Below are 23,821 nucleotides of genomic sequence, written 5' to 3' on the forward strand. Positions count from 1 at the left end.
CCCCCCCCCCCCCCCCCGGGGGGGGGGGGGGCGCCCCCTCCCCCCCCCCCCCCCGCCCCGGGGGGGGGGGGGGGCCCCCGGCGAGGCTGCACCGACCCCACCCCGCGTCACATAATGCCGCCATGCGGCAATTTGCTCCGCGACCCTCCCCTCGAGAGGGAGGGTTTACCCCTGCGACGGCGTGAACCGTGCCACCAGCGTGTGGTTCTCTGCCGCGTAGGTGAACCGGACATGGGTGACGGGGTGCTCGGCGCTCCATGTCCGCCGCTCGATCACCAGGCACGGCGCGCCGGTCGCGATGTCGAGTGCCGCCGCGATGTGCTTTTCGGCGGCAACCGCGCGAATGCGATGCTCCGCCGCACTCCACGGCACGCGGCCGATCAGCCACGGACCGGGTGCGGTGTCGAAAAACGCCTCTTCCGCGGCTTCCGGCACGGCAGCCAGGTTGATCAGCCGCTGCTCGTGGGCGAACGGCCGGTTGCCGGCGAAATGCTGGCACTCCAGCGCCAGCACCGGCCCGGCGACGTCGAGTTCCAGCAGGGCGCGGTCGTCGGCGCTGCTGCGCCTTCTGTTTCGCGCCATGCGCTCATAGCGATAGAGCAGGCCAAGCGCCTCGACCTCGATGCGGATGTCGTGGATTTCCAGAACCGCCGCCTGCGATTGCGGCCGGCGGACAAAACTGCCCGAACGACGCCGGCGCTCGATCAGCCCGGCCTTGGCCAGCTGCGACAGCGCCTTGTTCACCGTCATGCGCGAGCAATTGTACTCGGCCGTCAGTTCATGCTCGAACGGAATGCGGTGGCCGGGCGCCCAGGCGCCTGACAGGATCCGCTCGCTGATGTCCGACAGGATGCGCTGGTGCAGCGAAAGAACCTCGCTGCCTTCCGCGCTTCCAGAATCCGCGCTTATTGTCCCGATCAGGCTCATGCCGAAAGCGCCGTCATCACCTTGCGGAACCGCTCGGCGATAGCATCGCGCCTGGCATGCCTGCCGCCGCTGACCAGTTTCTTGCCGTGTACCCAGACGCAATCGACCTTGGTGCCGTTGGCAAAAATCCAGGCGTCGAGGATTGCATCGCCCGTCTTGCCGGCCAGCGACGGACGCTTGCCGTCGAGCGAGACGAAATCGGCCGAGATACCAGCAGCGATCCGCGAGCGGCCGGCGCCCAGCGCGGCACTGCCACCCTCGAGCGCCGCATCGAACAAAGCGCGGCCGGTCGAGCCGCCGGCGACCGCCATGACGTTGCGGGCGCGGTGGGCGAGGCGCTGCGAATATTCGAGTTGCCGCAACTCGTCCGGCAGGCCGATCAGTACGTTGGAATCCGAGCCGATGCCGAAGCGGCCGCCATGCTGCATGAACAGCGGCGCGGCAAAGGTGCCGTCGCCGAGATTGGCCTCAGTGATCGGGCAGAGCCCGGCAACGGCGCCGCTTTTCGCCATTTGCACCGTCTCGGTTTCGCTCATGTGGGTGGCGTGGATCAGGCACCAGCGCTGGTCGACCTTGGCGTTGGCAAGCAGCCATTCGACCGGCCGCGCCCCGGACCAGGCAAGGCAGTCCTCCACCTCCTTTATCTGCTCGGCGACGTGGATGTGGATCGGCCCCTCCGGCGCAAGCGTTGTGACCGTGGCGAGTTCCTCCGGTGTCACGGCGCGCAGGCTGTGCGGGGCGACGCCGACGACGCCTCGATTCAGCGCGCGAATGGCTTTGCGGCATTTCTCAACAAGCCGCGACGACTGCTTCACATCGTTGATGAACCGCCGCTGGCCTTCATTTGGCGCAGCGCCGCCGAAAGAGGAATGCGCGTAGAACACCGGCAGCAAAGTCAGCCCGATGCCTGTCTCGGCGGCTGCTGCAATGATGCGCTCCGCCATCTCCGCGATATTGGCATAGGGCCGGCCGTCACGGTCGTGGTGGAGATAGTGAAACTCGCCGACGCGCGAGAACCCGGCCTCCAGCATCTCGACATAGAGCTGGGCCGCGACCGCCTCGACCTGGTCCGGCGTCATCGCCAGCGCGAAGCGGTACATCACCTCGCGCCAGCTCCAGAAACTGTCGGCGGAAGGGCCGCGCAATTCGGCAAGGCCGGCCATGCCGCGCTGGAAGGCATGGCTGTGCAGGTTCGGCATGCCGGGCAAGAGGATGACATGGCGCTCGTCGCCAGGCAGGGGCGAGGTATTCGCCTCGGCCGTTGCGATCTTGCCGTCGGAGATTAGGATCCGCACATTGCTGTGCCAGCCGTCGGGCAGAAGTGCCTGTTCCGCAAAGATTGCTGTCACGTTTTTCTCCAAATCCCGGTCTGCCGTGCGATGATAGCGCTTGCAGTGCCTTTTCATATGTATATACATAATCGTCTCCTATTGAAACGGAAAAGATAATGGCTGCAGAGAGCAAAAGCGGGGCAGGGGAGCTTCACCTCTGGCGCAATGCGCGCCTCGCGACCATGGCCGAAAGCAGCCCCGGGTCAGGCGTCGTCGAGCACGGCGAAATCGCCGTGCACAACGGCCGGATCGTCTATGCCGGGCCGGAAGCCGACATGCCGGCAGCACTTAGAAAAGGGGCCGAGGCGACCGACTGCGAAGGCCGCTGGATCACGCCCGGCCTGATCGACTGCCACACCCATCTTGTCCATGCCGGTAACCGTGCCAATGAATTCGAGTTGCGGCTGGCCGGCGCCACCTATGAGGAGGTCGCCAAGGCCGGCGGCGGCATCGTTTCCTCGGTCAAGGCATTGCGCGCCGCGAGCGAGGTCGAGCTGGTCGCCCAGTCGCTGCCGCGCCTCGATGCGCTGATCGCCGAAGGTGTCACAACCGTCGAGATCAAATCCGGCTACGGTCTCGACCTCGAAAACGAGAAGAAGTCGCTGCGCGCCGCGCGACGGTTGGGCGGTGAGCGGCCGGTGACGGTCAGGACCACTTTCCTCGGCGCTCATGCGCTGCCGCCCGAAGCAAAAGGTGACAAGGACGCCTTTATCGATCTTGTCGCCAACGGGATCTTGCCGGCCGTCGCTGCCGAGGGCCTGGCCGATGCCGTCGACGGTTTTTGCGAAGGCATCGCCTTTTGGCCCGAGCAGATCGCCCGCGTGTTCGATGCCGCCAAGGCGGCGGGCCTGCCGGTCAAGCTCCATGCGGACCAGCTGTCCAATCTGCACGGCGCCGAACTTGCGGCGCGCTACGGTGCGCTATCGGCCGACCACCTCGAATACACCGACGAGGCCGGTGCGGCGGCGATGGCCAAGGCCGAAACCGTGGCGACCATCCTGCCCGGCGCCTACTACTTCATCCGCGAGACCAAGAAGCCGCCGATCGCGCTCTTTCGCCAGCATGGCGTCAGGATGGCCGTTGCCACAGATAACAATCCTGGCACATCGCCGCTGACCTCGCTGCTTCTGACCATGAACATGGCGGCGACATTGTTTGGGCTGACCGTCGATGAATGCCTTGCCGGCGTCACCCGCGAGGCTGCCCGCGCGCTCGGGCTGCTTGGACAGACCGGTACGCTGGAGGCCGGAAAATCCGCCGATCTGGCGATCTGGAATGTCGAGCGCCCGGCCGAACTCGTCTACCGTATGGGCTTCAACCCGCTGCATGCCCGCATCTGGAGGGGACAATGACCGAACTCAAGCTAAGGCCAGGCAATGCCACGCGGGCCGATTGGCGCGCTATCTATCGCGGCGCCGCACTGAGACTCGACGATGCCTGCCGGCCGAAGATCAAGGCCAGCGCCGAGGCTGTCGCCAGGATCGTTGCCAAGGGCGAGCCGGTCTATGGCATCAACACCGGCTTCGGCAAGCTGGCCAGCGTTCGCATCCCCGCCGCCGACCTCGAGACGCTGCAGCGAAACATAGTGCTGTCTCATGCCGCCGGCGTCGGCGAGCCGATACCAGTCGCAATTTGCCGCCTGATGATGGCGCTGAAGCTGGCCAGCCTGGCACAGGGCGCCTCCGGCGTGCGGCCGCGGACCATCGAACTGCTCGAGGCGATGCTGGCCAACGACGTTATCCCCGTGGTGCCGGCGCAAGGCTCGGTCGGCGCTTCCGGCGACCTTGCGCCGCTGTCGCACATGACCGCCGTGATGATCGGCGTCGGCGAGTGCTTTACCCCGCATGGCCGCTTTCCCGCCAAGGTCGCCTTCGTTTCGCACGGCCTGGAGCCGGTGACATTGGGCGCCAAGGAAGGCCTGGCGCTGCTCAACGGCACGCAGTTTTCGACCGCCTATGCCCTGGCTGCTTTGTTCGAGGCGGAAGTGCTCTTCCAGTCGGCGCTGGTCGCCGGCGCGCTGTCGACCGATGCCGCCAAGGGCTCCGACGCTCCGTTCGATCCACGCATCCAACTGCTCAGGAAACATCGCGGCCAGATCGAGACGGCCGAGGCGTTGCGCAATTTGATGGCCGGCAGCGCCATCCGTGAATCGCACCGCGTCGGCGACGAGCGTGTGCAGGATCCATACTGCCTGCGCTGCCAGCCGCAGGTGATGGGCGCAGCGCTCGACGTGCTCCGCAAGGCCGCCGACACGCTCGGTACCGAGGCCAACGGCGTCACCGACAATCCGCTGATCTTTGCCGAGGACGACTCCGCACTTTCGGGCGGCAATTTCCACGCCGAGCCGGTGGCTTTCGCCGCCGACATGATCGCGCTCGCCGTCTGCGAGATCGGCTCGCTGTCGGAGCGGCGCATCGCCATGCTGGTCGACCCCGCGCTGTCGGGCATGCCGGCCTTTCTGACGCCCAAGCCGGGTTTGAATTCCGGTTTCATGATCCCTCAGGTAACGGCGGCAGCACTGGTTTCTGAAAACAAGCAAAAAGCCTATCCGGCCAGCGTCGATTCAATCCCGACCTCGGCCAACCAGGAAGACCACGTCTCGATGGCGGCGCATGGCGCGCGCCGGCTGATCGGCATGGTCGAGAATGCGACCGCCGTCATCGGCATCGAATTGCTGGCCGCCGCACAAGGCTGCGATTTCCACGCACCGCTGGCCTCGAGCGCGGCACTGGAGGCGGTGCGCCGGCTGGTCAGGGCAGAGGTGCCGCATCTCGACAACGACCGGCATTTCCACCCCGACATGGAGAAGGCCGTCGCCATGGTACGCAGCGGCGCGGCGGTGGATGCGGCAAGCGCGGTAAGGCTGCCGGGGGTGACGTCGTGAGCCCGCTCGCCATGACAGGTCGGACGTTGGCGAAACCGTCGACGACAGCCAATCTCCCCCCTCGTGGGGGAGATGTCCGGCAGGACAGAGGGGGGCGCTGTCCCGCCAACCTCAGCCCGGCAACAAAAAACCCGCCTCGAGGGCGGGTCGTTGGGCCGAATCAGCACCATATTCGAATTAGTAGCATAGCTGCCGGCACAAAGCAAGAACAAAATACGTCGCAACCGGAAACAACCGAGGTCGCTGCTCAAAGACGATCGCAAGGTTGCGTTCTGTCGCGCCCCCCTCTGTCCTGCCGGACATCTCCCCCACGAGGGGGGAGATTGGCTGGCGTCAAGGCTTTCGCCAATCTCCAACGTTGCAGGACTGCACGAGGCGCCCCAGCTGCCAATCTCCCCCCAGGAGAGGGAGAGCGCCGTAGAGCTCCAACGTCGGAGGACCTTCAATGAGCTCACCCTCCTGGCTCACCGTCACCCAAGGCACAGCACCCTTGCTGGTCTCGATCCCGCATACCGGCATCGATCTCGCTGGCCTCGACAACCGGCTGGTGTCGCCTTGGCTTGGCCGCCGTGACGCCGACTGGTGGATCGACAAGCTCTATGACTTCGCAGAAGACCTCGGCGCGACGGTCGTGCATACGGCGATCTCGCGCACCGTCATCGACGTCAACCGCGATCCGTCCGGCGTTTCGCTCTATCCCGGCCAGACGACGACCGGTCTCTGCCCGACCGAGACCTTTGACGGCGATCCGCTCTACCGTGAGGGCGAAGAGCCGGGGCCGTCTGAGATCGACGAACGCCGCGAAAAATTCTTCGTGCCCTATCATGCCGCCCTGCAGGCCGAGCTCGACAGGCTGCGCGCTTTGCATGGGAAGATCGTCGTCTATGACTGCCATTCGATCCGCTCGGTGCTGCCGCGCCTTTTCGAAGGCAAATTGCCGGTCTTCAATCTCGGCACCAATGATGGCAAGAGCGCCGATCGGGCGCTGCAGAAGAAAGTCACGCAGATCCTCGCCGAAACCGGCGAGAGCTGCGTCGTCAACGGCCGCTTCAAGGGCGGCTGGATCACGCGCCATTTCGGTCAGCCGCAGGCCGGCGTTCACGCGCTGCAGATGGAGCTCTCCAACCGCGGCTACATGCGCGAGCCCGAAGGCAAGGGCGAACCGGATAACTGGCCGGTGCCTTACGACGCCGAATTCGCGGCGCCGATCCGCGTCACGCTGAGAAAGATCCTGGAAACCGCGATCGCCTGGACCGAACGCTGACGCGCGGTGCACCTCATTCGAAAGGGACAATCATGACCGATCCTCGCCACAACGTCCGTGAAGTGCGCAGCCCGCGCGGCAGCGAGCTCAACGCCCGCACCTGGCTGACGGAAGCGGCGTTGCGCATGCTGATGAACAATCTCGACCCGGACGTCGCTGAAAACCCCAACGAACTGGTCGTCTATGGCGGCATCGGCCGGGCGGCGCGCACCTGGAACGATTTCGACCGCATCGTTGCCTCGCTGAAGACGCTTGGCGACGACGAAACGCTGCTGGTGCAATCGGGCAAGCCGGTCGGCGTGTTCCGCACCCATCTGGACGCCCCGCGCGTGCTGATCGCCAACTCGAACCTGGTGCCGCACTGGGCGACATGGGAGAAGTTCAACGAGCTCGATAGAAAGGGCCTGATGATGTACGGCCAGATGACGGCCGGCTCGTGGATCTACATCGGCACGCAAGGCATCGTGCAGGGCACCTACGAGACCTTCGTCGAGGCCGGTCGCCAGCACTATGGTGGTAATCTCAGGGGCAAATGGATCCTGACCGGCGGCCTCGGCGGCATGGGCGGCGCCCAGCCGCTCGCCGCGGTGATGGCCGGCGCGTGCTGCCTGGCCGTCGAATGCGATCCCGACCGCATCGATTTCCGGTTGCGCACCCGCTATGTCGACGAGCGCGCCGACACGCTCGACGAGGCTCTGGAAAAGATCGAGCGCTGGACCAAAGCCGGTGAGGCGAAATCGGTCGGCCTGGTCGGCAACACCGCCGACATCGTGCCGGAACTGGTGCGGCGCGGCGTGCGCCCCGACATCGTTACCGACCAGACCTCGGCGCATGATCCGCTCAACGGCTATCTGCCCAAGGGCTGGTCGCTGGCCGAATGGCGCGAGAAGCGCACCAGCGATCCGAAAGCGGTCGAGAAGGCGGCCCGCGCGTCGATGCGCGAGCATGTTGAGGCCATGGTGGCGTTCTGGAACGCCGGCGTGCCGACGCTCGACTACGGCAACAACATCCGCCAGGTGGCAAAGGAGGAGGGCTTCGAGAATGCCTTTGCCTTCCCGGGTTTCGTGCCGGCCTATATCCGTCCGCTGTTTTGCCGCGGCATCGGCCCGTTCCGCTGGGCAGCACTTTCCGGCGATCCCGAGGACATCTACAAGACCGACGCCAAGGTGCGCGAGCTGACCCCTGGTAATACCCATCTGCACAATTGGCTCGACATGGCGCGCGAGCGTATCGCCTTCCAGGGCCTGCCGGCCCGCATCTGCTGGGTCGGCCTTGGCGACCGCCACCGGCTCGGCCTCGCCTTCAACGAGATGGTCGCCACGGGCGAATTGAAGGCACCGGTGGTCATCGGCCGCGACCACCTCGATTCCGGCTCGGTCGCCTCGCCGAACCGCGAGACGGAAGCGATGAAAGACGGCTCCGATGCCGTCTCCGACTGGCCGCTGCTCAACGCCCTGCTCAACACCGCGTCCGGCGCCACCTGGGTGTCGCTGCACCATGGCGGCGGTGTCGGTATGGGCTTTTCGCAGCATGCCGGCATGGTCATCGTCGCCGACGGCACGCGTGAGGCGGCCAAGCGCCTGGAGCGGGTTCTGTGGAACGACCCGGCGACGGGCGTCATGCGTCACGCCGACGCCGGCTACGACATCGCCATTGAGTGCGCCAGGGAGAACCAGCTAAACCTGCCCGGCATTTTGGGCTGAGCCGCGCCTTGCGCATCCTTCGCGCAGCCGAATACCGCTCGATGCCGTGGAAGAACGGTGGCGGCGTGACGACGGAGATTGCCGTCTCGCCGCCAGGTGCGGGGCTCGACGATTTCGACTGGCGCGTCTCGATGGCGCGCGTCGAGAGCAGCGGACCGTTCTCCGGCTTTCCCGGCGTCGACCGGACCTTGGCCTTGCTGGAAGGCGAAGGCATAGTCCTCGACATCGCTGGCCGGCCGCCGGCCGAAATCACCAAGGCTTCCGCACCGCTTGCCTTTCCAGCCGACGTGCCGACGCAAGCGACGCTGATCGCCGGTCCGATCACCGATCTCAACGTCATGACCCGCCGCGCCCAGGCGACCCACACGGTCGAGCGCCTGCCGATTTCGGCTCCGACGGAGATCCGGGCCGGAGCCGATGAAACGCTCATCCTGTGCGTCGACGGCGAGCTTAATGTGGCCGGCACAGCGCCCATGCAACTTGGGCCGCTCGATGCGCTGTTGCTCGGGCCGCAAGCGCCGGAACTGTGTCTGCATCCCGTCCGGCCGGCGATGCTGTTCGTGATCCGCATCGACCGCATTGCCGGCAACGATTAACGCCTGTCTCCAAACATGATCGCGATGCCTGCCAAATATCGCGTAAGCTGGTCGCTGCATCACGAAAAAGCCTGAATCTTCCGCCGATCAGAAGCCGAAACGATGCTCGTTGTGCTCACCTGGAAGTTGTCGAAAGACGACATCTTGTCGTGGTGCGGAAACAAACTTTCGGCCAAGTGTTGCGATGCAACCAATTGCATTTGGACCGGTTTTAGGGACATTGCCGTGGCGGTGACGCCGCACTGCGTCCCCAACACGGAACCTTAGATGAATATCCAGACCAATCTCGCACAAATCGAAAAGACGAGCGCCAGCTTCCCGGCTGTCACCGACGAGCCGATACGCTCCAATTTCCTGCCGGAAGATCGGCTGCGCGCGTTGGGTGCGGCCCTTGCCAATGGCGATGCCAAGGATCTGTTCGGTCTGACGCCTTTCGATTTTCAGGCGCGCATCCGCGACAGTGCCAGGAAGATTCTCGACGTTTACCGTTCCACCAACGCTGCCCAGGCGAGGGGCGAGACGATCACGCCGGCGGCGCAGTGGCTGCTCGACAACAATTACCTGGTCGAGGAGACCATTTTCCAAGTCAAGCGCGACCTGCCGCGCCGCTTCTATCGCCAGTTGCCGACGCTGAAACTGTCGGACGGATCCAGCGTGCCGCGCGCGCTGGCGGTCGCATGGACCTATGTCGCCCATTCCGACAGTTCCGTCTCGTCGGCCATGTTCAAGGCGATCGTCGAGGGCTTCCAGTCCGTCGAGCCGCTGAAGATCGGCGAACTGTGGGCGCTGCCGTCGCTGCTGCGCTTCGTCCTGATCGAGAACCTTCGCCGCATCGCGGTCCGCGTCAATCGCACGCGGGAGTTGCGCCAGATCGCCAACGATGTCGCCGACCGTGTGCTGGCGACGGACGACAGCGCCGACCGGCAGGCGATCCTTTCCCATTACAGTGCCCATGCGCAGGACACCACCTTCGCCACCCAATTGCTCTACCGGCTGCGCGACGGCTCGCAAAATGCCGGCAGGGCGCTGGAATGGCTTGAGGACGAACTTGAAAAGACCGGCTCCGACGCCGAGGAAATCATCCTCAGCGAGCACCACACGCTGTCCAGCGGCAATGTGACCACCGGCAACATCATTCGCGGCCTGCGCCTGATCAACGACATCGACTGGACGGTGTGGTTCGAGGGCGTCAGCCGCATCGACACCTTGCTGCGCGAACGCACCGATTTCGCGGCGCTCGATTTCTTTTCGCGTGACCAATACCGGACTGCCATCGAGGAGCTGGCACGCCGTTCCGATCTCTCCGAATTCCGCGTTGCCGAGAGGGCGATCGAACTCGCCGGCCATGCCGCCGATGCACCGGGATCCGAAACCGGTCCCGTCGCTCACACCGACGTCGGATTCTTTCTGGTCGGCCCACGCCGGATGGAACTGGAGCGGTCGATCGGCTACCGGCCGACCATCGGCAAGACGCTCAACCGGACGTTCCGCAAGACCGGATGGCTGGGCATCGTCGTGCCGGTGTTTGCGCTGACGGTCCTGCTTCTGGTGGTTTCCGGCAATGCGCTTGCCAATCTCGGCCTGTCGGTGCCGTCGATCGTATTGATGCTGGCCCTGTTCGCGGTGCCGGCCAGCGAAGGCGCGCTCGCATTCTTCAACACCGTCGTCTCGCTGTTTTTGAAGCCGACGCGTCTCATCGGCTATGATTTCAGGCACGGTGTGCCGGTCGAGGCGCGCACGCTGGTGGTGGTGCCGTCGCTGATCGGCTCGCGCGACGATGTCGAGGAGAACATCCGCAACATCGAGGTGCATCACCTCGCCAACGCGGCGGGTGAGGTCTATTTCGCGCTGCTTTCCGACTGGCCGGACTCGAAGACCGAGATCGATACGGCGGATGTCGAAATCCTCGAATTCGCCCATGCCGAGATCGCCAGGCTGAACGCCCGCTATCCCTCGGAAGGCGCGCCGCGTTTTTATCTGCTGCATCGGCGCCGGCTCTACAACGCGTCGCAAGACGTCTGGATGGGCTGGGAGCGCAAGCGCGGCAAGCTGCACGAATTGAACCTCCTGTTGCGCTGCGACAGCGACACCACCTTCCTGCCGTTGGAAGTGCCGTTGCCGGAGAGCGTCGTCCACGTGATGACGCTGGACGCCGACACCCGCACCACCCGCGACGCGGTCGCCGCGCTGGCCGGCAAGCTTTGCCACCCGCTCAACCGTCCGCATTTCGACGTCGCACGGCGCGAGGTTACGGCAGGTTATTCCATCCTGCAGCCGCGCATCACCGCGTCGCTGACCAGTGGCGACGAGGCGTCGTTCTTTCAGCGTGTCTTTTCCGCCAATCGCGGGCTCGACCCGTACGTCTTTGCCGTGTCGGACCTCTACCAGGACATCTTCGGCGACGGTTCCTTCACCGGCAAGGGTCTCTACCATGTCGACGCCTTCGAAGCGGCGCTGAAGGGCCGCATCGAGGAAAACACCATCCTCAGCCATGATCTGCTCGAAGGCGCACTGGCGCGGGCTGCCCTGGTTACCGACGTCGAACTGGTCGAAGACTACCCCACCCGCTATTCGGTCGATGCGTCGCGCCACCATCGCTGGGCACGCGGCGACTGGCAGCTTCTGGGCTTCATCCTCAATCCACGCTCAGGCGTGCCGGCGCTGTCGCGCTGGAAGATGGTGGACAATCTGCGCCGCTCGGTGACGCCGATCTTCTGGGTGATGGCCGCGATCGCCGGCTGGACGCTGCTGCCCTTTACGCAGGCCGCGCAATGGCAGGCGCTGCTGATTCTTACGCTGTTCATGGCGCCCACTTTCGATATCGTCAATGCCATCCTGCCGAAGAGCGGCGATCAGACGCCGCGCGGCCATTTCTCGGCATTGGCGCGCGACGTTGCCTTCGGTACCGCCCTGGTGGCGCTGAAGATCGTGCTGATGGCGCACCTTGCCTGGATGATGGGCGACGCGATCATCCGCACGCTCTACCGCCTGTTCGTCAGCCGCCAGAACCTGCTCGAATGGCGCACCGCCTCGCAGGCGCACAAGGGCGGCGACAACGATCTCGGCTCCTATTACAGCATGATGTATGGCGCGGTGATCATCGGTGTCGTCGGCCTTGCCGTTCCGGTGCTGGCCGATTCCACCGGCGCCTTCGTCGCCTTCTTTTTTGCCTTGTTCTGGATCGGCTCGCCCGCCATAGCCTGCTGGATTAGCCGCTCGGCCGAAACCGAGGACCGCCTGCGCATCTCGGCGGCCGACATCCACGCGCTGCGCACCGTGGCGCGGCGTACATGGCACTATTTCGAGACCTTCGTGACATCAGAGCACCACCATCTGCCGCCGGATAATTTCCAGGAAAGCCCGGCCCCCGTGGTGGCGCCCCGCACCTCGCCAACCAACATCGGCGTCTACTTGCTGTCGGTGATTTCGGCACGTGACTTCGGCTGGATCAGCCTCTCCGACGCCGTCAAGCGCATCGACGCGACCATGTCGACCATCGAGAGCATGCCGCGCGACCGCGGCCATCTCTTCAACTGGTACGACACCACGACGTTGAAGCCGCTTTACCCGCTTTACATTTCGGCCGTCGACAGCGGCAATCTCGCCGGCCATCTGGTGGCGGTAGCCGCTGCCTGTGCCGAATGGGCCGAAGCGCCGTCGGTGCATGTGCAGGGCGACTTCGAAGGCATCCTCGACACCGTCACCATCCTCGACGAAAGCCTTGAGGAACTGCCAGACGACCGGCGTCAATTACGGCCCTTGCGCCAGCGGCTCGCCGACCGTCTCGACGGCATGCGGCGGGCGGTGGAATTGATCAAGGCGCAGCCGGAGATGGCATCGATCCGCACCATCAACCTGGCCGTCCTGGCCGGCGAGATACGCAAGCTCGCGACAGCCATCCACACCGAGGCCGCATCGACCCAGAGCGACACCATCGCCGATTGGGCGGCCAGGCTCGAAGCCACCTGCGAGGCGCATGTACACGACGCGCACAGCGACGAAAACGCCGTCGCGGCATTGCGGGCCAGGCTTCTGACCTTGCGCGAGCGCACGCGCCGTTTCGCCTTCGAGATGGACTTCTCGTTCCTGATGCGGCCCGAACGCAAGCTCCTGTCGATCGGTTACCGGGTCGAGGAGCATCAGCTCGACGAAAGCTGCTACGACCTCTTGGCCTCCGAGGCGCGGCTGACCAGCCTGTTCGCAATCGCCAAGGGCGATTTGCCGACCGAACACTGGTTCCGGCTCGGCCGGCCGATCGTCGAGATCGGCTTCCAGGGCGCACTGATGTCCTGGTCCGGCTCAATGTTCGAATATCTGATGCCGCCGCTGGTGATGAAGGAGCCGCAAGGCAGCATTCTCAACCAGACCAGCAAGCTCATCATCAAGCGCCAGATCCAGTATGGCCGGTCGAAGAACGTTCCATGGGGGATTTCGGAAGCGGCCTACAACGCGCGCGACCGCGAGCTGACCTATCAGTACACCAATTTCGGCGTGCCCGGGCTCGGCCTGAAGCGCGGCCTTGGACAAAACACGGTGATCGCGCCATACGCGACGGTGCTAGCAGCGCAGTTCACGCCGCATGAATCCGTGCAGAACCTGGCCAGGCTGCGGCGGCTGGGCGCACTTGGCCGGCACGGCTTTTACGACGCGGTGGATTTCACGCCGCAGCGCGTCCCCGAAGGCACCGACCACGCCGTCGTGCTCAACTACATGGCCCACCACTCCGGCATGTCGATTGCCGCCGTTGCCGATGCGATCTTCGAAGGGCGCCTGCGCGACCGCTTCCACAGCGATCCGGTGATCGAGTCAGCCGAATTGCTGCTGCAGGAAAGGGCGCCGCGCGATATCCCGACCGCGACCGTCAGGACCGAGGCCGACGAGCGCTCGAAGGACGAGACCGAGCTGGAAAGCCCGGATACGCGCATCGTGCTCGATCCGCTCAGGGCGCTCCGCTCGACCAGTGTCATGTCCAATGGCCGCTACTCGGTCATGGTCACCGCCACCGGCTCCGGCTACAGCCGCTGGGGCGAACTTGCCGTCACGCGCTGGCAGCCGGATCCGATCGAGGACCGTCTTGGTTCCTATATTTTCCTGCGCGACGCCAGCAACGGCGACTGGTGGTCGGCCACCGCCGAGCCGAAGCGCGCCGCCGGCGAGCGGGCGCAGACGCTGTTTTCCGACGATAAGGCGAGCTTCGTCAAATCGATCGGATCGCTGCGCTCGGAAGTCGAGTGCATCGTCATCTCGGAAGGCAATGGTGAGGGCCGACGGGTGACGCTCCACAATGATGGCCCCGCCGACCGGCATATCGAAGTGACCTCGTTTGCCGAACTGGTGCTGGGCTCCGAGCCCTCGGACAATGCCCATCCGGCCTTTTCGAAGATGTTCGTGGAAACCGAGATCGCGCCGAACAACGGCGCGATCTTCGCCACCAGGCGCAAGCGCGAAAAGGACGAACCCGACGTCACCATGGTGCATTTCGTCACCGACCCGTCTGGATCGGCGCGCGACGCCGAGGCGGAAACCGACAGGCGCGCCTTCATCGGCCGCGGCCGCACCATCACCGACGCGGCTGCCTTTGATCCCGGCGCCAAGCTTGGCGGCCATTCCGGCTTCACCCTGGATCCGATTGCATCGCTTCGCCGGCAGGTGCGCGTGCCGGCCAACAAGAAGATTTCGCTGACCTTCTGGACCGTCGTCGGTACCCATCGCGCCGAATTGGATGCCGCCATCGCACGGCTCGACCATCCCGAAAGCTTCGCCCGCCAGGCGATGCTCGCCTGGACGCGCTCGCAGGTGCAGACCCGGCATCTTGGTCTCAGCCTGTCCGACGCTGCCAATGTGCAGAACCTGGCTCGCTACCTGATCTATCCCGATCCGTTCCTGCGCCTTCCCGGCGAATCCATCGTCTCCGGGCTCGGCAGGCAATCCAGCCTGTGGCCGACCAGCATATCCGGCGATTTTCCGATTTTCCTGGTCAGGATCGCCGATGTCGCCGATCTGGAGATCGTCGCCCAGGCGCTTCGCTTCCAGGAATACATGCGCGCCCGTGGCATGATGATCGATTTTGTCGTCGTCAACGAACAGGCCTCATCCTACGTGCAGGACCTGCAGCGTGCGGTGGAGACGCTGTGCGAAAACAGCCGGTTACGCGGCAAGGAGCTCGGACCCCGCCAGCACATCTTCGCGGTGCGCCGCGATCTGATGGAGGAAACGACCTACAGGACCTTGCTCGCCGTCGCTCGGGTGGTGCTGCATACGCGCAACGGCACCATCTTCGACCAGATCGAGCGCGCCGAGGCCGCGGCATTGCAGGCGCGGGACGCCGCCCTTCAGCCGGCAGAGCTTGCAGCGCTTCGCGAGCCATCCTTGCCGGTGCCGACGGCGCAAGCGTCGGCCGCCCAGCCACTGATCGAGAGCCGCGTCGACGGCAGCGGGCTCGACCAATGGAACGGTTTCGGCGGCTTCGACGGCGGCGGACGCCACTACGTCGTGCGTCTTGCCGGCCGGCGCACGACGCCGCAGCCGTGGATCAACGTGATCTCCAATCCATCGTTCGGGTTCCACATATCGGCTGAAGGCGCTGCCTTCACCTGGAGCCGCAACAGCCGCGACTATCAGTTGACGCCATGGTCGAACGATCCGGTCACCAACCGGCCGGGCGAGGGCATCTATATCTACGATCATACCAGTGGCAGGGCGTTCTCGCCAATGGCTGCCTTGGTGCGTGACCCGGCAATGACCTACGAAACCTGGCACGGGCAGGGTTTTTCGACGTTCCGCTCAAAACGCGGGCCGCTGTCGATGGACCTGACCCATGTCGTCGATCCCGTCGATCCGGTGAAGATTTCGCGGCTGCGCATACAGAATTCGGGTTCGGTGCCGATGCGGCTGCGCGTCTACGCCTATGCGGAATGGGTTCTTGGCGGCCATCGCTCGCGCACCGCTGCAAGCATCGTTCCGTCCCGGGATGCCGCAACCGGCGCATTGCTGGCGCAAAATCCCTATGGGCTCGATTTCGGCGAGCGGATCGCCTTTCTGGCCGCCGACGGGGCGGTGCATTCGGTCACCGCCGACCGCGGCGAGTTCATCGGCAGGCAAGGCACGAGCGAGTTTCCGCATGCGGTGCTGAACGGCGCCGGACTGTCGGGCCGTGTCGAGGCCGGCGACGATCCCTGCGCGGCCATCGCACGCGACATCGACATCGCTGCCGGTGGCGACGTCACGCTGCTCTGGCTGCTCGGCGACGCGGCCTCGCCCGAGGAGGCCACCGCGCTGGTGCAGACCCATCGCTCCAGGGATTTCGATCAGCGGCTGGCCGACAACGAACGCACATGGCGCGGCTTTCTCGACACCATCCAGGTCGAGACGCCGGACAAGGCACTCGACGCCATGGTCAATCACTGGCTGCCCTATCAGAGCCTGGCCTGCCGCATCCGTGCCCGCTCTGCGTTCTATCAGGCGAGCGGTGCCTTCGGCTTCCGCGATCAGTTGCAGGACACCCTGGCCTTGCTGGCGCATGACCCCAAGCTGGCGCGCGATCAGATCCTCAACGCGGCGCGGCGGCAATTCCCCGAAGGCGACGTGCAGCATTGGTGGCTGCCGCGCACCGAGGCCGGCGTCCGCACCATGATCTCGGACGACGTGGTCTGGCTCGCCCACGCTACCGCGCGCTACATGCTGGTGACCGGCGACACCGCGATCCTGAAGGAGCAACTGCCCTTCATCGAAGGGCAGGCGCTGGGCGAAGGCGAGCACGATGCCTTCTTCGTCCCGGAAATCTCGAAGAAGACGGCCTCGCTCTATGACCATTGCGCGCGGGCGCTCGATCTTGCCGTCAAACGTAGCAGTCCAGCCGGGCTGCCGCTGATCCTCGGCGGCGACTGGAACGACGGCATGAACCGCGTCGGCGAGCACGGCAAGGGCGAGAGCGTATGGTTGGGCTGGTTCCTCCTGAAGACGCTGGGCGACTTTGCCGCTGTCGCCAAAGCGGAGCGCGATGCCAAGCGCGTGCAGGCCTGGACGACGCACGCCGAGGTGCTGAAGCGGGCGCTGGAAAGCACCGCCTGGGATGGCGAGTGGTATCGGCGCGGCAGCTTCGACGACGGCACGCCGCTCGGCTCGCGCAATTCGGACGAGTGCAAGATCGACTCGATCGCCCAGTCCTGGAGCGTGCTTTCGGGCGAGGGCGACCCGGCGCGGTCGACGACGGCAATGGGGCAGGCGATGAAAGCGCTCGTCGACGACGAGCTCAAGATCGTAAAACTGTTCACCCCGCCCTTCTCGAAGACGGAAAAGGACCCGGGCTACATCAAGAGCTATCCGCCGGGGGTCCGTGAAAACGGCGGCCAATACACGCACGCCGCGACATGGTTCGTCATTGCGCTCGCCGAGATGGGTCGCACCGACGATGCCTACCGTTGCTTTTCGATGCTAAACCCGGTCAACCATGCGCTCGATGAAGCCGCGGCAGAACGTTACCGGGTGGAACCTTACGTCGTCGCGGCCGACGTTTATTCAGGGCAAGACAAAGGCGGCCGCGGCGGCTGGACCTGGTATACCGGGTCGGCGGGCTGGCTTTATCGCGCCGCGGTCGAGAGCATTCTCGGCATAGAGCGCCGCGGACAACGCCTCCAGTTCACTCCGCGACTTCCCAGCCATTGGGACGGCTATTCGGCAACCCTGAAGATGCTGGGCGCCGAGATCAAGGTACGCGTCGTCCGCGACAAAAAGGCCCGGGCCATCTCACTTGAAGTGAATGGCACGAAGACCAAATCTTCGTCCTTCGAGCCAAAAGCCGGAGACAATGCCGAGGTGATCGTCAGAATACCGGCCTAGATTCAGGGGTTTGGAGTGTCCCTTGCGGTTCCCCAGGGAGCGCAAGGCGTTCCAAGTCACTTTACCGGTTATATTTGCGTTTGAGCTTGCTGAATGCCTGCACCCGACTTTGGACGTTGTGCCCAGGGTCCTGCTGACTAAAATTGTAGCAGTGCTTTCCAGCTGCCACGATTTTGCCGCAACGCTGACATTTCACCTTTTATCTCAAACTGTTAGACGATCACGGCAAATTTCGAAGCGTCGTCATCTTTTGTTCGCGGAATGGGAACGGAAGAGGTAGACGAGCATTGTTTTGCGACGCGTCAACCGATACGAGTCAAAAAATGACGCACTGCACCATAAAATAATTGGCGGAGTAGCTGAAGTGTCACTTCTGCAAATCTACTGGCGAGCGCTCGGTTATCTCGCTGCCGACAGGAAACGCGTTGCGTTTATCTGCGGGGCGAATGTCGCGCTTGCCATTATCGCCATTCTCGAGCCGATCATGTTCGGCCGGGTGATCGATGCCATTTCGGACCGCGGCTCGGTATTTTCGACGCTCGCAATGTGGGCCGGCCTCGGCGCGTTCAACATCATCGCTTTCGTTCTGGTAGCCCGCGGCGCCGATCGCTTTGCCCACCAGCGGCGTAGCGAGGTTCTTTGCCAGTCGTTCGAGCGCGTGATCACCATGCCGCTTGCCTGGCATCATCAGCGCGGCACCTCCAATTCCCTCCACACGCTCCTGCGCGCCGTCGAGACCTTGTTCAGCCTCTGGCTCGAATTCATGCGGCAGCATCTGTCGACCGCGGTCGCGCTGGTCCTGCTGGTGCCCACCGCGCTCAGCATGGATATCCGCATGTCGATGGTGCTGCTGGCGCTTGGCGGGCTCTATGTCGGCATCGGGCGGCTGGTGATGCGGCGCACCAAGGAAGGCCAGGCGGCCGTGGAGCGGCACTACCACAAGGTATTTGCGCATGTGACCGACTCGGTCAGCAACGTCGCCGTCCTGCAGAGCTACAACCGCATCGGCCATGAGACCGAGGCGCTGAAGCGCTACGTCAAGAACCTGCTCGATGCACAGAATCCGGTGCTCGACTGGTGGGCGATGGCCAACGCGCTGCACCGCCTGTCGTCGACGATTTCGATGATGGTGGTGCTCTTGATTGGCGCCTATCTGGTGACGCATGGCCAGTTGCGCATCGGCGACGTCATCGCCTTTACTGGCTTTGCCACGCTGCTGATTGCCCGGCTCGACCAGATGTCGGCCTTCGCCAACCAGATTTCCGAAGCGCGCGCCAAGCTCGAGGAATTCTACCATCTTGAGGACTCCGCTTCCGATGCCGCCGAGCCAGACGGGCTGCGCGAGCTCGTCAACGTCACCGGTCATGTGCGTTTCGAGAATGTCTGCTTCGAGTTCGGCAATTCCGGGCAGGGCGTCGACGACGCGTCGTTCGAGGTCCAGGCCGGCCAGACCGTCGCCATCGTCGGCCCGACGGGCGCCGGCAAGACGACGCTCATCAACCTTCTGCAGCGCGTCTTTACCCCGTCCAGCGGCCGTATTCTGATCGACGGCATCGACACCCGCACGGTGACCCGCAAATCGCTGCGCCATTCGATCGCCACCGTGTTCCAGGATGCCGGCCTGCTCAACCGCTCGATTGAGGACAACATCCGCGTCGGCCGTGCGGAGGCGACCTATGACGAGGTCCATGCCGCGGCCAATGCCGCCGCCGCGCAGGATTTCATCCTGTCGAAGAGCGAGGGCTATGACACGGTCGTCGGCGAACGCGGCGGACAGCTGTCCGGTGGCGAGCGCCAGCGCATCGCGATCGCCCGCGCCGTGCTGAAGGACGCACCCATCCTGGTTCTCGACGAAGCGACCAGCGCGCTCGACGTCGAGACGGAAGACCGCGTCAAGGACGCCATCGACGAGCTGCGGCGCGGCCGCACCACCTTCATCATCGCCCACCGCCTGACCACCGTTCGCGACGCCGATCTGGTCGTGTTCATGGACAAGGGCCGGGTGGTCGAGATGGGCGGGTTCACCGAACTGTCGCTGCGCAACGGCCGCTTCGCCAGTCTGCTGCGCGCCGGCGGCCTGCTCAACGACGAGGAGGTCCGCCGCCTCAGCCGTCCGGTGAACGAAGCCGCCTGAGCAGCGCGCCTTGCCTTCTCCCCCTGTGGGAGAAGGTGGCCTCGCGAAGCGAGGTCGGGGGGTGCTCCAGCTTGGCACAAATCTTCATCGAAAATCCAGACTTCGGCGCACGGCGATAGGATCATTGGCGCCTCACTCCGTCCAGCACCCCTCATCCGGCTCGGCGCTACGCGCCGATCCATCTTCTCCCGCAAGGGGGAGAAGGGAAGGCGCGCCGCTGTGGTTGCCGCAACTCCGCCGGCGGTCTATGTAAAGCCGCATGAGCGACACGACTTCACGCCTCTCCGGCTGGATGGAGCTTGCCAACCCGACGCGGTTCGTCGAGCTGGCCGACAAGGTCGTGCCGTGGTTGGCGAGCGTGGCCGCCATCATCCTCGCTGTCGGTCTCTATATGAGCTTTACGGCGCCTGAGGATTTCCAGCAGGGCATCACCGTGCGCATCATGTATATCCACGTACCTTTCGCCTGGCTTGCCATGATGTGCTACACGCTGATGGCGGTCTCGGCGCTTGGCACCCTGGTCTGGCGCCATCCGCTGGCCGACGTGGCGCTGAAATCGGCGGCACCCATCGGCGCCGTCTTCACCGCCCTTGCACTGATCACCGGTTCGATTTGGGGCAAGCCGATGTGGGGCACCTGGTGGGTGTGGGACGCGAGGCTGACCTCGGTCTTCATCCTGTTCCTGATGTATCTCGGCATTATCGCCTTGACCCGCGCGCTCGACGATGCCGGGCGCGCCGCCTGGGCCGCGGCAATCATCACCCTGGTCGGCTTCATCAACATTCCGATCATCAAATTCTCGGTCGATTGGTGGAACACGCTGCATCAGCCGGCTTCGGTGTTCCGGCTCGGCGGGCCGACCATCGATCCGAGCCTGTTGTGGCCGTTGCTGATGATGGCACTCGGCTTCACAGTGCTGTTCTTCGCGCTGCACCTGATGGCGATGCGCACCGAGATCTGGCGCCGCCGCGTCATTTCGATGCGCCGGGTTGCCGCGAGGCAGGCTAGCTGATCTTCGTCGAGTTCCTCGGGGTTCTCTCCAACGACGGTTGATCCGGATCGTTCGGATCGCCGTTGACGATCCTGTTTTCTCGCCGCATTCATATAGCGATACGAACTGTGAAGCGGATGCATGAAATGGCCAGGCGCAAGGCAGGCCAACCCGCCAGGCCATAGCGGTGAATGCCCTCGTTCGAACCCAGGACCCGGCAGACAAAAATGAACAACGCCTCAGATTCTGCACAAAGTACATCGGCTGGGCATAAGCTCAGCGCCGGCGGACATCTTGACGTTCATTACTTGGCGCTAAAGGACGAGTATGATGCCACGCTTCGTGCCGTCGGCATCCGATCCGGCTGGTCAGTGCTTGACGCCGGTGCAGGAAATGGGGTCTTCCTGCCTTTAATGACCGAGTTGCTGGGCGTCGGAGGACGTGTCGAGGCTCTGGATCTGGCACGGGAACACGTTGAGGCAATCGAGGCCTTGATTGCTAGCCAGCGGTTTTCCTGCCCGATAAGCGCGCGAACCGGCGATATCACCGCGCTGCCGTATGAGACGGGAACATTCGATGCGGTGTGGAGCGCGAACGTCATCCAGTATTTGAATGACGAAGAGCTGACCCAAGCAATGGAGGAGTTCTGCCGCGTCGTAAAACCGGGCGGGCTTGTTGCTGTGAAGGAGGTCGATATCTCGGTTTGGCAGTATCAGCCTGAGGACCCTAAATTGATATGGCGTCTGCTCGGCGCGCTATCTGATGACACACAGATGTCCGGCGCCATGAGGGGAACTCGCGTGTCAGCCTGGTTGCGAGCGGCTGGCCTTGAGAATGTCTCTGCCATCACGACACTAGCGGAGCGCCGTCAGCCACTCAGACCGGTGGAGCGCGAATACATCCGCAACAATCTCGAATTCTTGTCCGGGCTTGCCCAAACGTGCGACTTGCCAGAAGCGGATCATCAGCGATGGAAGGCGATCGGCGAAGCGCCGGAGCGCCTGAGCTCCGACCCCGACTTCTGCTATCGCGAAATGTGGGTACTCAGCTTGGGTATCGTGTCGAAGCACTAAGCCTACTCCGCGGCTAACCCCTATTGGGCAAGCAGCGGCACCTCGTCTTTCCATTGGCAGCTTGAGCGATTCGCCTGCGTTCGAACTTTCTTCCTGTGCTCCGGCTGGTTCACCCCATCCGTCCTCGCGCCTTGACCGGCAGTGTGTCCAGCACCTTCTCGCCTTCGATCAGATGCACCTCGTCGAACAGATTGGTGACGACGCAGCAATGGTCGGGTACGACGCGCACGCGTTCGCCGATGCGAAGTTCTGCTCCGCCCGAAAGCGTGACGTTGCCGTGCTCTTCGCTGAGGCTGGTCACCCTTGCGGCTGAAATGCCCAGCAGCTCGCCAAAATCGGCGAGCCCCAGCGTGTCGCTGGAGAGAGCCTTGCTGCCGGCGTCGAGAATGGCCCGCGTCGGGGTCGGGTGGCTGACCACCGTCGACAGCACCGTCAGCGCGCAATCGTCGAGGCTGCCGACGCCTTTGGCGACCTGGTAGCGGTCGAGATAGATGTAGGTGCCGGGGCGGTATTCGGTAATGACGCTATGCTCGCCGGAACGCCACATGTCGGGCGTGCCGCCGCTGGAGATACGCTCGCAGGCAAGGCCGGATGCGACAAGCGCTTGCTGCGCATCGGCAAGCCACGCCTCGGTCTCGGCGGCGCGGCCTGCCCCCGGGTAGGTCATCAAGCCGCCGAAGACGAGCCCCCCGACCTTGTCGATCGCTTTGGCCAGCGCCGCTGCCTCGCCGGCCGACTGCACACCGCAGCGGCCCATGCCGGTGTCGCATTCGACCAGCACCGGCAGGCGGTGGCCCGGATCGGTAAAGGTGGCGGCAAGTCCCATCAGCGTGTCCATGCTGTCGGTTGTCACCGACAGGGTTACGCGGCCGTGCAGCGCCCTGAGGCGCTCCAGCTTGGCCCGGCCGAGGATATTGTAGGGCAGAAAGATGTCGGTCAGGCCGGCATCGGCCATGACCTCGGCCTCGCCGATCTTCTGGCAGGTGATGCCGATGGCGCCCGCCGCGACCTGTTTCTTTGCCCAGTAGGGCAGCTTGTGGGTCTTGATGTGCGGCCTCAGCTTCAGCCCGTGTCGGTCGGCATGGGCCTGCGCCCGCGCGATATTGGCTTCGGCGCGGCCTGCATCGATCAAGATCGCCGGCGTATCGAGGTCGTCTATGCTGCGCATTGTCTCACCATCGGAAAATTGGTTGACCTTATGGCCCTGATCGGACCGCATGTCATGAGGCCAGCGGCCGCAGTTTGCATCGACACCGGATTGGCGTTCGGCTATTGCGGTTAGCGCTTGGAACGCGACGGGAAGGAAGCACGATCATGAAACGCTCCGCCATCAACAATGTCATCCGCGACGCCGGCGCCTTCATCCGCTCGTTCGGCTACATCATGCCGCCCTTCGCTTACTGGAGCCCTGAGGAGATGAAGGCACACCGGCAGGATTCGTCGGCGATCTTTTCCTCGCGGCTCGGCTGGGACATCACCGATTACGGCCAGGAGAAATTCGACGAGCTCGGCCTGTTCCTGTTCACTGTCCGCAACGGCCGCTACGAAGACATGAAGAAGGGCATGGGCATGCTCTATGCCGAGAAGATCATGATCTCGCGCAAGGATCAGCTGTCGCCGATGCATCGCCACAACATCAAGGCCGAGGACATCATCAACCGTGGCGGCGGCAAACTGGTGCTGGAGTTGTTCATGCACGATCGCGATGGCGGCATCGATCCGAAGGCCGAAGTATCGGTGCCCGTCGATGGAACCATCCACAGGCTGCCTGCGGGTGGGCTCTTAAAGCTCGACCCGGGCCAGAGCGTGACGCTGCTGCCGGGCGTCTGGCATGCCTTCTGGGCCGAAGGCAAGGACGTACTGATCGGCGAGGTCTCGACCGTCAACGACGATCTCACCGACAATGTTTTCCGCGACCCGATCGGCCGCTTCGCGGACATCGATGAGGACACAGCACCGCTGCACCTGCTGGTGTCCGATTATGAGAAGTGGGTGGGGTAGGGCACCGGGCATTTGAACCGGCCTCCTGACAGGGGCTCATCAGGTTCGTCGGCGTCGCCCCTCATTGCCCTGCCGGGCA

At 64.2% G+C, this 23,821-nt stretch carries 13 protein-coding genes; 10 read left to right on the plus strand and 3 right to left on the minus strand.

Translation table 11 applies throughout. The annotated features are described in order from the left end of the window. Positions 1-165: 165 nt before the first annotated feature. Both hutC and AC0L2P_RS29745 read right to left on the minus strand, forming a co-directional pair. Positions 166-927, minus strand: coding sequence for a histidine utilization repressor (gene hutC, locus AC0L2P_RS29740; protein WP_473506520.1), 762 nt, complete (start codon positions 925-927; stop codon positions 166-168). Then, positions 924-2,276: a formimidoylglutamate deiminase gene (locus AC0L2P_RS29745; protein WP_473506522.1), complete on the minus strand. Its 1,353-nt coding sequence runs from the start codon at positions 2,274-2,276 to the stop codon at positions 924-926. Before AC0L2P_RS29745 ends, hutC begins: the two co-directional genes overlap by 4 nt. 98 nt (positions 2,277-2,374) lie before the next feature. On the opposite strand from AC0L2P_RS29745, the gene hutI reads away from it, so the two are divergent. The 9 genes from hutI (at position 2,375) to AC0L2P_RS29790 (ending at position 21,741) form a co-directional block, all read left to right on the plus strand. Continuing rightward, positions 2,375-3,610 carry an imidazolonepropionase gene (hutI, locus tag AC0L2P_RS29750; protein WP_473506524.1) on the plus strand — a complete coding sequence of 412 codons (1,236 nt, stop codon included), beginning with the start codon at positions 2,375-2,377 and terminating at the stop codon, positions 3,608-3,610. After that, positions 3,607-5,142, plus strand: coding sequence for a histidine ammonia-lyase (hutH, locus tag AC0L2P_RS29755; RefSeq protein ID WP_473506526.1), 1,536 nt, complete (start codon positions 3,607-3,609; stop codon positions 5,140-5,142). The genes hutI and hutH overlap by 4 nt, the downstream gene beginning before the upstream one ends. A 445-nt stretch (positions 5,143-5,587) precedes the next feature. Then, positions 5,588-6,406, plus strand: coding sequence for an N-formylglutamate deformylase (gene hutG / locus AC0L2P_RS29760; protein ID WP_473506528.1), 819 nt, complete (start codon positions 5,588-5,590; stop codon positions 6,404-6,406). Between the two features lie 32 nt (positions 6,407-6,438). Next, positions 6,439-8,109 (plus strand): urocanate hydratase, encoded by a 1,671-nt coding sequence (hutU, locus tag AC0L2P_RS29765; RefSeq protein ID WP_473506530.1) that lies wholly within the window; start codon positions 6,439-6,441, stop codon positions 8,107-8,109. Positions 8,110-8,117: 8 nt separating this feature from the next. Then, entirely contained in the window at positions 8,118-8,705 is a 588-nt protein-coding gene (locus AC0L2P_RS29770) for a HutD/Ves family protein (RefSeq protein ID WP_473506532.1), read from the plus strand. 267 nt (positions 8,706-8,972) lie between these two features. Continuing rightward, positions 8,973-17,543 (plus strand): glycoside hydrolase family 94 protein, encoded by an 8,571-nt coding sequence (locus tag AC0L2P_RS29775; RefSeq protein WP_473506534.1) that lies wholly within the window; start codon positions 8,973-8,975, stop codon positions 17,541-17,543. A 364-nt stretch (positions 17,544-17,907) separates the two neighbouring features. Beyond that, positions 17,908-19,677 (plus strand): glucan ABC transporter ATP-binding protein/ permease, encoded by a 1,770-nt coding sequence (locus AC0L2P_RS29780; protein ID WP_473506536.1) that lies wholly within the window; start codon positions 17,908-17,910, stop codon positions 19,675-19,677. A gap of 259 nt (positions 19,678-19,936) precedes the next feature. Next, positions 19,937-20,689 (plus strand): heme ABC transporter permease, encoded by a 753-nt coding sequence (locus AC0L2P_RS29785; protein WP_473506538.1) that lies wholly within the window; start codon positions 19,937-19,939, stop codon positions 20,687-20,689. 206 nt (positions 20,690-20,895) lie between these two features. Further along, positions 20,896-21,741 carry a class I SAM-dependent methyltransferase gene (locus AC0L2P_RS29790; protein WP_473506540.1) on the plus strand — a complete coding sequence of 282 codons (846 nt, stop codon included), beginning with the start codon at positions 20,896-20,898 and terminating at the stop codon, positions 21,739-21,741. A gap of 109 nt (positions 21,742-21,850) precedes the next feature. Here the strand turns inward: AC0L2P_RS29790 and AC0L2P_RS29795 are convergent, their stop codons facing one another. Then, the gene (locus AC0L2P_RS29795) at positions 21,851-22,909 is read right to left on the minus strand and encodes a D-TA family PLP-dependent enzyme (protein WP_473506542.1); all 1,059 of its coding nucleotides are present in this window, start codon (positions 22,907-22,909) and stop codon (positions 21,851-21,853) included. A 146-nt stretch (positions 22,910-23,055) separates the two neighbouring features. On the opposite strand from AC0L2P_RS29795, the gene AC0L2P_RS29800 reads away from it, so the two are divergent. Continuing rightward, positions 23,056-23,742 (plus strand): D-lyxose/D-mannose family sugar isomerase, encoded by a 687-nt coding sequence (locus tag AC0L2P_RS29800; RefSeq protein ID WP_473506544.1) that lies wholly within the window; start codon positions 23,056-23,058, stop codon positions 23,740-23,742. Positions 23,743-23,821 lie beyond the last annotated feature (79 nt).

Source organism: Mesorhizobium sp. WSM4836 (assembly GCF_055811815.1).